Source organism: Gluconobacter sp. P5H9_a (assembly GCF_018812085.1).
Taxonomy (GTDB): Bacteria; Pseudomonadota; Alphaproteobacteria; order Acetobacterales; family Acetobacteraceae; genus Gluconobacter.
This window is the reverse complement of sequence record NZ_JACRVW010000017.1, coordinates 33,545-45,966: the sequence shown is the minus strand read 5'-3', so window position 1 is coordinate 45,966 and position 12,422 is coordinate 33,545. Positions and strand designations below refer to the sequence as shown.

Here is a 12,422-nt window from a genome sequence, read left to right as displayed (position 1 = left end):
CACTGTCGCGTCCGCAACAAGGTTGCGCTTACAGGCCGGGCATGGAACATAACTTGCCCGTTTTCAATTTACCTCCCGCAGAAGCGAGACTGCTCCCGATGTCTGACTGCGCCTCCCGGCACGACACATCTCTTTCCGAACGCATCGACGCCATGACCACGCGCCTCACACAGGAGCGCAACGGCCTGGGTGATCTGATTGCCTCCATTGGTGATGAACTGTCCATCGGAAAAGGCGAGAAAATCGAGGAACTGGAGCATACAGTTCGAACATTGCGGGATGAATACTTCTCCCAGCGTGCAGCCCATCTTCGGCACTATGTTGGCCTTGAAGACGCAGATCCGACAGAACGTCTCAAGCAGGTCGCGGCGAAACTGGTCGAGCAGGCCCCTTCTCCCGAAGCTCTGACCAAACCCGCAATCGCTGCTGTTTTTACGGCTCACCCGACGTTTGCTTTAGCTGACCATGTGTATGCCCTCCTGGCAGAACGTGCATCCAATCCGAAAGAACCTCTTCCCTGTCTGACAACACATCGTCGCTCTGCACCGCCAACACTCGCTGATGAACAGTCCCTGGCCTTGGCAGCCGTTCTACGTGGCCGCGATGCTCTTGATGATTTGACGGCATCTCTCATTGAAAAAATGACATCCCGCTGGGCGAATGAGGCGGATCATGTGGATCCCTCACCTGTCATTCTCGCAAGCTGGGTTGGTTTTGATACAGACGGGCGCAATGACATTGGCTGGTGGGACACAATCCGCATCCGTCTGGAACTCAAACTTGCCCAGCTTGAGCGCCTTGAATCGGGCCTGACTGAACTCCGCCTTCAGGATACGTCACTGGCGATGCGTGTTCGCCGCGCTATGGAAGCGGTCCGGACACAACATGCTGCATGTCCGAGAAGCAAAAGCGCGACCCCCGAAGACATCCGTGACTTTGCACAGACCCTGATCGCACATCGGGAAAAAGCCCTGCTGGACGCGAAAGAACTCCAGCCCTTTTTCCGTGATGCCGCATCGGGACTGGAAGCGTCAGATGCCCTGCGTCTGCGCACGCTCCGGGCTGGGTTCATGAGCCACGGGCTTGGTATTGCGCACATCCACACGCGCCTGAATGCCGCCCAAATCTACAATGTTGCCAGAACGCGCCTGGGCCTGACGGATGATCCGGCTCTGCCGTCCCGCCGCCGCGTGCTCCTGTCTCGGATCAATGATGCCCTCGATGATCTGACGGCGCGCCATGTTGATTTTGGCTCTCTACTCGTTGAACCGGCATCGGCCGCACGTCTGATGATGACGATGGCGCAGATTCTCAAGCACATCGACTCCGGCTCCCCCATCCGCTTCCTCATTGCCGAGACAGAAAGCGGATACACACTGCTGGCCACGCTGTGGCTCGCCCGCCTGTTCGGTATTCAGGATCATCAGATCGAAATTTCTCCTCTTTTCGAGACGGAAAGCGCACTCGAAAACGGAGAGACCATCCTTGAGGAAGCGTTCCGCTCCCCACACTGGCGGGATTATCTGCGAGCGAATGGCAGACTATCCCTCCAGTTCGGTTATTCGGACTCGGGTCGATATGTCGGGCAGTTAGCCGCCACGAATCTGGTTGAGCGGCTACGGATGCGGACGCTGGACCTCTTGAAAGAACATGATCTCGGGGACGTTGCCCTCACACTGTTCGACACCCATGGCGAAAGCATCGGCCGCGGCGCCCATCCTTTCAGTCTTCGTCAGCGTCTGGACTATTTTTCTCCGGCAAGAACGCGGATTGCATTCCAGAATGCAGGCGTCGGCTGCCGTGTAGAAACCGCATTTCAGGGTGGTGACGGCTATACGCTGTTCGGAACGGGAAGCATTGCAGCCTCCACGATTGCAACATTGGCCGAGCATGTGGCGCACGTTCCGACGAGCGTGAATGATCCAGTCTATGAACGCCCGGATTTTGCAGCAGACTTCTTTTCGACCATCGCGCTGGACATGGGCGCTCTGGTCAACGATCCGGGATATGCGGCACTATTGAGTGCTTTTGGACCATCCCTGATCGACAAGACAGGCTCCCGTCCCTCTGCACGCCAGTCTGATGCCGCTACAGTGACGCGCATCACGCATCCAAGTCAGCTACGCGCCATCCCGAACAATGCCATCCTTCAACAGCTTGGCTGGTGGGCCAATGTGCTGCACGGACTTGGAAGTGCGGCGCAGCGCCATCCGGAAACATTCGAGCAGTTTGTCACCAGCTCGCCACGTTTCCGCGAAGCCATGGACTTTGCCCGACAGGCCTTGGCTCACTCCGATCTGGAAGTCCTGCGCGCAACAATACGTCAGCTTGATCCGGGAACCTGGCTGGATCGCGCATCCAAAGCGCAGGACGAAGAAGAGCGTCAGAATTTCCTGACCATTTCCCATGGACTGGAAGTTCTGCGCTTCTGGACGAGCGCACCGGCAATGTTCCGCCGTATCCAGACGGATCATATTGCCCTACGTGCCGCGTGGCCGGATGCCCCGCGTATGGAGCCCCGTGAAAAGCTACTGCACGCCATCCGCTTTGCCCTGATTGATCGACTGTGGGTTCTGTCTACGCGTATTCCCTATTTTGGTCCGCGCAATAGCCTGACACGTGATTCCATCACCAACCTGATCCTGTGTCTGGATATCCCGCGCTCTCTACATCTGCTGGATGACCTCTTCCCGGTCTCTGGCCCGAGCGTGGCCAATCTGGACTTTGGCGAGCCGGGCGACGCGGGCGAAGAAAGTGGCTTTGCCCGGGAACACCGGGAAATTTTCCAGCCACTGGAACGCTCGTTCAATCTGCTACGGGAAATCGGCGTGGCGATCATGCATACGAACCGTGCATTCGGTTAAGAACGAAACATTATAACATCTGGCTTGTCTGCAAGTCAGCTATGCGTTTAGAGAAGGGCAGAACACTTAACACAAGGCCCTTCTGAATGCTTCGCAAGGCTCTCTTCCTGGGTGTTGCCATGATGGTAACACCCGCTCTTGCCGCTGAACCCGCCAAGGACACTCCTGCCCCCAATGCCGACAGCGTGACACGCGGCACGGTAGTCGTGGATGGCTCGACAATTCCTTATCAGGCTGTTGCCGGGACCATTCTCGTGCACGGGTCAGAATATAATGATTCCAATGAGGTTCTGACCAAGCGCGGCATCAAGGTTGAAGCCGGCAAAGACGACAGTGACAAGAACCCGCCTGTCGCATCCATGTTCTATACCGCCTACTTCAAGGATGGCGTTCCTTCGGCTAAGCGGCCCATTACCTTCCTGTATAACGGCGGGCCTGGGTCGGCATCTGTCTGGGTTCATATGGGCACGTTCGGGCCACGCCGCGTCAACACACCTGGTGACCAGCATCTTCCCGCGGCACCTTACGCCCTCATCAACAATCCCCAGTCTCTACTGGACGTGTCTGACGTTGTGTTTGTTGATGCTCCGGGAACCGGCTTCTCGCGCATTGCGGGCAAGGATGCCGCCAAGGAGTTCCTTGGTGTCGATGGTGACGGGGAAGCGTTTACCCACTTCATCTCGAAGTTCCTTGCAAAATACCACCGCTACAATTCGCCCAAATACCTGTTTGGCGAAAGCTACGGCACCATGCGCTCCGCAGTCGTCATCAATGATCTGGAGCAGGAAGAGAACATCGATTTCAATGGTGTCATCCTGCTCTCCCAGATCCTGAATTACGACAACAGCGCTGATGCACCGCAGTTCAATCCTGGCGTTGATGACCCGTATGTTCTCGCTCTACCCACCTATGCAGCAACGGCGTGGTATCACCATTGCCTTCCGCAGCAGCACCCGGACCTGAAGGCCTTCCTGAAGGAAGTCGAGCATTTTGCTGTGACGGATTATACCGTTGCCCTCCGTCAGGGAGCAGACCTGCCGGAAAGCGAGCGTCAGGCCATCGCAGAGAAGCTCCACACCTACACTGGCCTGCCGGTGGACTATATTCTGCGCTCTGATCTCCGCGTGAACGGCGGCCAATTCGAACAGCAGCTTCAGGCTGCAACGGGAATGGCAACAGGTCGCCTCGATACGCGGTATTCCAGCCCGACGCTTGATCCGATGACGAAGGAAGCGGATTACGATCCGCAGTCCAGTGCAATCAGCTCTGCCTATGTTTCGGTCTTCAATGATTATGTGCGGAACACCCTGAAGTACGGCACAGACGAAACTTACCGCCTCTTTAATCCCGAAGGGAACTGGGACAACAAACACACCCAGCCAGGACATGGTTATCAGCCCAAGGGCGTTCCCAATGTCATGAGCGACCTTGCCATGGCAATCAAGACGAACCCAAACCTGCATGTGATGCTGAACGGTGGCTACTACGATCTCGCAACGCCTTACTACGAAGGCATTTACGAGATGAAGCATCTTCCGATGGCTACCAACCTTCAGAAGAACATCGAGTACGCTCAGTATTCGTCTGGGCACATGGTTTACGTAGACCCGGCAGCACTACAGCAGCTTCATGACAATGTCGCAGCGTTCATCCGCCGGACAGACAATCTGCACTGATCTCTAGCGTTTTTAGAAAAGGCGACGAAGGGGCAACCTTTCGTCGCCTTTTTTATGCTTCGGCGCCCTAACTTACCCGAACGAGAATTCTATCAGGACCCGTTAATCACAAACTCGTACATGCAGCACGGTTTGATTGATGCCACCCTGTCACTGATCTGATCAGTGAGAGTTTTTGCCGAAGCGGTCATATCTGGACGGCCGAAATAACGACCGAAACGGGCCCACCCTACCTCTCCCAAGCCCGGGATAGCGTGTACCAGAGGCCGGTATGCCTGAGTGCTCCACTCCGAGGGAAAAATTCTGCGTGTAAAAGGTTATTCGCAGGAAGAACAAGCAACAGTGCATGTCTGCCTGTCAGGCGGACGCATTGGTGCATCCTTATGAAATACAGGCACAAAAAACCCCGCCAGATTGCTCTGGCGGGGTCAGATGTCTCACCGAGGTGAAAAAATCAGGCCGACTTCGCCATGATTTCTTCAGCCACGTTACGAGGAACAGCCTCGTAGTGGTGGAACTGCATGGTGAAGGATGCACGACCCTTCGTTGCAGAACGCAGATGGGAAATGTAGCCGAACATTTCCTTCAACGGCACCTGGGAACGGATCATCACGGTCGAACCAGACGTTTCCTGGCTCTGGATGATGCCGCGGCGACGGTTAAGATCGCCAACAACGTCACCCACGTGATCGTTCGGGGTCGTGACTTCAACGTCCATGATCGGCTCAAGAATCACCGGACCGGCGTTCTTCATACCTTCACGGAAGCAGGCCTTGGCCGCGATTTCGAAGGCTAGAGCCGACGAGTCAACGTCATGGTACTTACCGTCGAGCAGCGTGAACTGGAAGTCCACCGTCGGGAAGCCAGCGAGAACACCCGTGGTGCTCTGCATCCGGATGCCCTTTTCGACAGCCGGGATGTATTCCTTCGGAACCGTACCGCCGACGACCTTGTTCGTGAAGATGATCTCGTCCGGCTTGTCAGACGGAGCGAACTCGATTTTGACTTCAGCGTACTGACCCGAACCACCCGACTGCTTCTTGTGGGTGTAGGTCTCGACATGCGGCTTCGTGATCGTCTCACGATAAGCAACCTGAGGCGCGCCAATGTTGGCATCAACACCGTATTCACGACGCAAACGATCAACAATGATGTCCAGGTGAAGCTCACCCATGCCGGACAGGATGGTCTGACCCGTTTCCTGATCGGTCTTGAGGTGCAGGGACGGATCTTCAGCCGTCAGCTTCTGCAGTGCCAGCGTCATCTTCTCGACGCCGTCCTTGGTCTTCGGCTCGACAGAGATGTCGATAACCGGAACCGGGAACTGCATACGCTCCAGAACCACCGGATCAGCGGCATCAGCCAGCGTGTCACCCGTGACCGTGTCCTTCAGACCAACGAACGCAGCAATGTCACCCGCACCAACGGACTTCACTTCCTGACGCTTGTCAGCATGCATCTGGAACATGCGGCCAACGCGTTCCTTATGACCCTTGGTCGTGTTCAGGATCGTGTCGCCAGCATTCAGAACGCCGCGATAGACGCGAACGAAGGTCAGCGTGCCGTACTTGTCGGAGATGATCTTGAACGCAAGGCCAGCAAACTTTCCATCCGGATCGACAGGAACGATCGGCAGGAAGTCTTCGTCAACCTCTTCGCCTTCCGGCGGAGCAATACGGATGCCTTCAACTTCGTCCGGAGCCGGAAGATAGTCGATGACGGCATCGAGCAGAGGCTGAACGCCCTTGTTCTTGAACGCCGTACCGCACATGACAGGACGGAATTCGCCGGAGATTGCACCCTTCTTGATGCACTTCTTCAGCGTGGCGATGTCAACATCGCCCTTCTCGAAGTACTCTTCCATGGCGTCGTTATCAACGGCAAGAGCGGTGTCAAGCAAGGTCTGGCGAGCTTCCTCAGCCTTTTCCTTCAGGTCAGCCGGGATCTCTTCGTAGTGGAACTTGGCGCCGAGTTCGCCGCCTTCCCACACGATCGCACGCATCTCAACGAGATCGACCACACCAACGAAGTTTTCTTCAGCACCGATCGGCAGCTGCAGCGGAACTGCAACGATGTCCAGCTTCTCTTTCAGCGTGCTGAAAGCGTAGTAGAAGTCTGCACCCGTACGGTCGAGCTTGTTGATGAAGATGATGCGCGGCACGTTGTAGCGGTCAGCAAGACGCCAGTTGGTCTCGGACTGCGGCTGCACACCAGCAACACCTTCGATGACGAAGATGGCGCCATCGAGCACGCGGAGCGAACGGTTCACTTCAATGTTGAAGTCAATGTGGCCCGGGGTGTCGATGATGTTGATGCGGTGGTCGTTCCACTCACACGTCACGGCAGCGGACGTGATGGTGATGCCGCGCTCACGCTCCTGTGCCATGTAATCGGTGGTGGTGTTGCCGTCGTGCACTTCACCGATCTTATGGGAGACACCCGTGTAGTACAGGATGCGCTCGGTCGTGGTGGTCTTACCAGCGTCAATATGTGCGGTAATACCGATATTGCGGATCTTCGAGAGAGCCGATTTGGCTTCCTGAACGCTTTCGGACACGGAGAACCTCCAAAAAACAATAAAAGGTGTTTCAGTCTGGACTGAAACACCTCCGCTGCGGCTCGTTAAAGCCGAACCTGATTTGTCCCAGTGGCGGCTGAATGACCCAGACCGCCATGGTTTTCAAGAGTAATCTTTATGACCCGACATCAGCCGGGAAGATTTCTCAGGCGGTCTGTGCAGCCTTGCGTTCCTGAACGCGCAGGATACGACGCTTGATGACCTGAGCTTCTTCAGGAAGCTTGCGGTTTGGCGTTCCCAGCAGGAACGAATCCAGCCCACCATTGTGCTCGATCGTACGGATACCGTTGGTGGACAGGCGCATGCGCACTGACGAACCAAGAATATCGGAGATCATCGTGGTCTCCTGCAGATTCGGGAGAAAACGACGGCGGGACTTGTTATTGGCGTGGCTGACGTTATTGCCCGTCAGCACGCCCTTGCCCGTGACCTGGCAACGGCGAGACATGGTAGCACTTTCCTCGATGCTGGATGACGCAGGACAGCGGAGGCCCGGCGCGTTCCGTAAATCAGGCGCGGCTTATCGCGAACGAGAGGGCTTTCGTCAAGCCCTCATGACCGCTTCTCCTGCCTGAACCGACCACATTCTTGCATAATAACCGTCTTTTTGCAGCAATTCCGTGTGCGTTCCGCGTTCGACTACCCTGCCTGCATCCAGCACAACAATCTGATCGGCGTCCTGCACTGTGGACAGACGATGCGCAACGATCACTGTTGTCCGGGAAAGAGAAAGCGCACGCAACTCCTGCTGTATCGCGGCTTCCGTCCACGTATCAAGCGCGCTCGTCGCCTCATCAAGAAGCAGAATGCGTGGGTCCTTGAGAAGCACACGAGCAATTGCGACGCGCTGTTTTTCGCCTCCTGAGAGTTTCAGTCCCCGCTCTCCAACGACTGTGTCATATTTTTCTGGCAGTTCATTAATAAAGTCGTGGATTTGCGCACGGGTCGCTGCGAGCTCGACCGCAGATTCAGGAGCAGACGGATCTCCATAGGCAATATTTTCGCCAATCCCCGCGTTGAACAGAACGGTATCCTGGGGGACCGTGCCAATCACACGTTGTAAGTCTTCCAGCGCGACATCCCGCAGGTTTTTCCCATCAATAGAGATGGAACCCGATGTAGGATCGTATGCACGGGTCAACAAACGTCCAATCGTCGATTTCCCCGAGCCCGTATGACCGACAATCGCCAGAGACGTTCCTGCCGGAACGTCAAGATTAATGTAATGCAAGATCTCACGGGACGGATCATAACTAAAGGAAACATGCTCGAACCTGATCGACGCTGGACCACCGGTTGCAAGCTTGACCGGCAGGGATACCGGATTTTTTGCCTCAACAATCTCTGAGTGCGTACCAAGAAGTTCAAGGTAGTTCTCAAGATCTACCCGGGCATTTCTCCAGCCCGCACTGACGTAATTCAGCGCTCCTACAGAACTATAGAGCCCTCGAAGGTAGCTACCGATCAGAACGAACTGCGCGACACCAATCCTGTGCTGCACGATGTCATGAGCGGCCAGTAACAATATGATCGCGGTTGCCCCCGCAATCAGCAGGCTTCGCGCCATCTGGGAAAGGCCAACCAACCTTTTCAGACGAATTTCAGCGTTTTTCAGAGCGACGCGCGACCGATCGTAGCGGAGAATTTCCTGATGACTGTTGGCAAAACTGCGGACTGTCTCGAAGTTCAGCATACTGTCAACGAGTTGGTATTGTGCCTGACTGTTGGCTGTATTCCGCGCACGCCGGGCCGTCATTCGCATACGTGTAAAAACATACGATACAGCTGCATAAACGCCGATCCCGCCGACAGCCACCACAACATACCGCCAGTCAAAGATCCGAAACACGACGAAAAGCGTCATCATCAGTTCGATGGTGTTTGGCAGAACGTTGAAGAGGACAAGACTGAGCAGTGTGCCAATCGCATCCGAGCCACGATCCAGTGTCCTCGTGAGAGCTCCCGTCTGCCGATCAAGGTGAAACCGGACGCTCATGGCATGAAGATGCTCCAGTCCGACCAGCGCAACACGCCTCTGCAGGTCAGCTTCAATAGGAGCAATCAGCATTTCACGGAGCGGTGTCGATAGGCCAGCAACAACACGGATGATCGCATACTGGCCAATCAGCCAGAAGGGGACAGCCAGCAGCGCCTGATGCTCTGACAACGCCGACACCATCCGACTGAATAGCCAGGGGGTCGCAACAGTCGTCCCGCTTTCTACAAGAAGCAGAACCATCGCCACCCCGACCCAGAACGCCGTACGGCCAGGGTTTTCAGGACGAATTTTTTTCCAGAGTTCTTTGAGAGACAGGCTTTCCGATTTCGAATCGTGTTTCTTTGACATGCCAGACTATGAGAAAGAGAAGCTCCGCTTTGCAATCGCCCGCGCGCATGCGAAACTTTCGATTGTGCTAGAAAAGTCTCCATTCCCGAATCTTGATCCGTTCCTCCGACATATAGAGGCCTGCAATAGCGCACGCCTTCCCGGCGGACGGCTCCCGTTTTTTTGTGCTCACGAGCAGATTGGATGGATTTCCCCCGAAACGTCCCTCCAGCTTGAATCTTTGGGATTAAAAACACAGGAAAAATTTGGCGTTGCGTCAGGAGAGGACTTGTTTCCCCTCTCCCAAACTCTTGCCAGACAGGGCGTGTATGCTTCGCATGATGAGCCCTTCGACGTTCGCAACGCGCAAGGCCATGTCATTGGGCGTGTTGACCGGGGTGCCATTCCTGTTCTGGGAGTAGCGGCAGAAGGCATCCATATGAATGGCCTCGTGGAGCATTCCACGGGCACAATGCTATGGATCGCCCGTCGGAGTATGTCCAAGCGTCTTGATCCTGGAAAACTGGACCATCTGGTCGCTGGCGGCATGAGTGCCGGGCTTGACCCACAGATGACGGTGATCAAGGAAGCTCAGGAAGAGGCTGGCATCCCGGAAGAGCTATCCCGCCGCGCAGAGCCCGTCAGCCGACTGCACTACGCCATGGACCGCCCTGAAGGCCTTAGAAGAGATGTTCTTCACTGTTACGACTTGGTCCTGCCGACAGATTTTGTACCGGTAGCAGAAGATGGCGAAGTTGAGAGCTTTCATCTGATACCACTAACGGATGCATTCTCTCTCGTCCGAGATACTGATGACTTCAAGTTCAACGTCAATCTTGTTCTGATCGATCTGTTTATCCGGCGGGGTCTGTTCACTCGCAGCGAATGTACCATCCTTAAAAATGCACTGGCACAAACACACTCATGAAAAACCTCGGTCTCACTGCGCTGCTCCTCTCGCTTCCCCTTTTGGGAGGCTGTGTCGTACCAGTCAGTGTCACACCCGATCTCTGCCGCGAAATGCGCGCTCAGGATACATTACAGATCAGGATGATGTTCGGGCAGACGCGCCCCGGCGGCTTGCCGATAACAGATGATGAGTGGCAGACATTTGTCACATCCCAAATTACTCCCTATTTCCCGAGCGGCCTGACAGTTTTCAAGGCTGATGGGCAGTGGATGAACACAGTCACCCATATCGTAGGCAGGGAGCCGTCCAGAATTCTCTGGGTTGTGACGCCTCCTGATAAGAACCTTCAGCACAATCTGCGTGCAATTCAAGCCGCTTACCGGCAACAGTTCTCCCAACAGGCTGTGGGCCTCACCATCCAGTCCGGATGCTCACTGTTCAACTGAGAACCTACGGGCATGATGCAAACACTTCGCCAGTGCGCGAACGGATAGCGCATCAGCCATAATTTCCGGCCACTATTTTCAGGACCCCCATGACCGATCAATTTCCTCCTCGTTCCCCTGAAGTCATTCCGGTGGAAGCCTCGGATTCCACCGGAACCATACAGCGGCGGGCGCGTGGGTTTCTGGCCCTCTTTTTCGTGGCTATCGGTCTCTACACACTGAAAAATTTTCTTCCCGCTTTGTTATGGGGATGTGTATTCGCAATTTCCCTGTGGCCGCTTTACCAGCGCGCTGAGCGTCGGTTTGGCCGCAATGACTGGCTGCCTATGAGCTTCACGTTAGTTGTTGCTCTGATCTTTCTGGTCCCCGTTTCACTTGTTGGCGTCAAACTTGCCGACGAGATCAGAAGCGCATTGGAGTGGATTGAGGACGTACGCAATAACGGCATCCCGATGCCTGAGTGGGTTCCTCACCTTCCGTTCGTCGCTACGCAGGCAACCACCTGGTGGCAAAACCACATGACCAGCCCGCAACGGCTGTCACATCTGCTCCACTCAGTCGATGTCGCACATGGCATGCAAATGACAAAGCAGGTTGGGTCGCAGGTAGCGCGTCGGGGCACACTTTTCGCCTTCTCCCTGTTAACGCTCTTCTTCCTGCTAAAGGATGGTGATTACGTTATCCGCAAAGGGCTTGTCGGCTCGCATCGGCTGTTTGGTGAGCAAGGAGAAAGCCTTGCCAAGCAGATGATCTCATCCGTTCACGGAACTCTCGCAGGGCTGGTGCTGGTCGGCCTAGGAGAAGGGGCGATCATGGGAGCCGCCTATATGCTGACAGGTGCTCCACAGCCCTTGCTCTTTGCCATGCTCACGGCTGTTGCCGCAATGATACCATTTCTTGCATGGCCAACCGTCGGGTTGGTCGCACTCCTGCTCTTGGCCAAAAGCAGCATGATCGGCGCAATCGTGGTGATGGCCTTGGGTTCAGTCGTGATTTTTGTAGCTGACCACTTTGTCCGCCCCGTTTTAATTGGCGGCAGCACCAAGATGCCATTCCTCTGGGTCCTGCTCGGTATTCTGGGCGGAGCAGAAACATGGGGCCTTCTCGGCTTATTCCTTGGACCAGCAATTATGGCCGCACTGCACCTGCTGTGGACGCTCTGGACAGAAGAGCGCACAGACAAGAAAAAGGCCTGAAAAGGCCTTTTACAAAAACATCATTTTTTCAGGAAATTACCGCAGGACTGGTCGGGCAGGCGGGATTCGAACCCACGACCCCCAGTCCCCCAGACTGGTGCGCTACCAGGCTGCGCTACTGCCCGTTCGTCCTGCGGTGGCGGTGGTTTAGCAGCGTAAACTCATCCCCGCAATGGGGCATCTGCCCTATACCGGAAGAAGACTTCTCAAAATTTGAAGTTCTTCCAGAATTTCCTTCATTTCAGAACGCAAAAATTCGTTTTCTGCATCCAGATGCCTGACGGAGGCAGCAAGGTGCTGATTCGCATCCTGCAGAACCAAAACTTCTTCTGTGTCATAAATTGAGAAAGGGGCTTCGGCTTCGGCTTCGGCTTCGGCTTCGGCTTCGGCTTCGGCTTCGGCTTCGGCTTCGGCTTCGGCTTCGGC

At 55.4% G+C, this 12,422-nt stretch carries 9 protein-coding genes and 1 tRNA gene; 5 read left to right on the top strand and 5 right to left on the bottom strand.

Translation table 11 applies throughout. From position 1 onward, the window contains the following. The first annotated feature begins 98 nt into the window (after window positions 1–98). Together KP708_RS13240 and KP708_RS13235 are read left to right on the top strand one after the other, a co-directional pair. The gene (locus KP708_RS13240) at window positions 99–2,864 is read left to right on the top strand and encodes a phosphoenolpyruvate carboxylase (RefSeq protein WP_252347494.1); all 2,766 of its coding nucleotides are present in this window, start codon (window positions 99–101) and stop codon (window positions 2,862–2,864) included. Window positions 2,865–2,950: 86 nt separating this feature from the next. Then, complete coding sequence (locus KP708_RS13235; RefSeq protein WP_215750830.1) at window positions 2,951–4,540, top strand: S10 family peptidase; 1,590 nt, start codon at window positions 2,951–2,953, stop codon at window positions 4,538–4,540. Between the two features lie 454 nt (window positions 4,541–4,994). Here KP708_RS13235 and fusA read toward each other — a convergent pair whose 3' ends face one another. The 3 genes from fusA to KP708_RS13220 form a co-directional block, all read right to left on the bottom strand. Next, complete coding sequence (gene fusA / locus KP708_RS13230) at window positions 4,995–7,097, bottom strand: elongation factor G (RefSeq protein ID WP_202207330.1); 2,103 nt, start codon at window positions 7,095–7,097, stop codon at window positions 4,995–4,997. Window positions 7,098–7,263: 166 nt separating this feature from the next. Continuing rightward, window positions 7,264–7,566: a 50S ribosomal protein L28 gene (gene rpmB / locus KP708_RS13225; protein WP_007282133.1), complete on the bottom strand. Its 303-nt coding sequence runs from the start codon at window positions 7,564–7,566 to the stop codon at window positions 7,264–7,266. 96 nt (window positions 7,567–7,662) lie between these two features. Further along, entirely contained in the window at window positions 7,663–9,465 is a 1,803-nt protein-coding gene (locus KP708_RS13220) for an ABC transporter ATP-binding protein/permease (protein WP_215750829.1), read from the bottom strand. A gap of 268 nt (window positions 9,466–9,733) precedes the next feature. On the opposite strand from KP708_RS13220, the gene KP708_RS13215 reads away from it, so the two are divergent. The 3 genes from KP708_RS13215 (at window position 9,734) to KP708_RS13205 (ending at window position 11,996) form a co-directional block, all read left to right on the top strand. Beyond that, window positions 9,734–10,372: an NUDIX domain-containing protein gene (locus KP708_RS13215; protein WP_252347493.1), complete on the top strand. Its 639-nt coding sequence runs from the start codon at window positions 9,734–9,736 to the stop codon at window positions 10,370–10,372. Then, entirely contained in the window at window positions 10,369–10,800 is a 432-nt protein-coding gene (locus KP708_RS13210; RefSeq protein WP_215750827.1) for a DUF3574 domain-containing protein, read from the top strand. The genes KP708_RS13215 and KP708_RS13210 overlap by 4 nt, the downstream gene beginning before the upstream one ends. An 89-nt stretch (window positions 10,801–10,889) precedes the next feature. Continuing rightward, window positions 10,890–11,996, top strand: coding sequence for an AI-2E family transporter (locus tag KP708_RS13205; RefSeq protein WP_202207326.1), 1,107 nt, complete (start codon window positions 10,890–10,892; stop codon window positions 11,994–11,996). A 48-nt stretch (window positions 11,997–12,044) separates the two neighbouring features. Here the strand turns inward: KP708_RS13205 and KP708_RS13200 are convergent. Next, window positions 12,045–12,121: transfer RNA gene (locus KP708_RS13200), tRNA-Pro, on the bottom strand. Between the two features lie 61 nt (window positions 12,122–12,182). After that, the coding region (locus KP708_RS13195; protein WP_215757195.1) for a hypothetical protein at window positions 12,183–12,422 on the bottom strand (240 nt) is incomplete at its 5' end.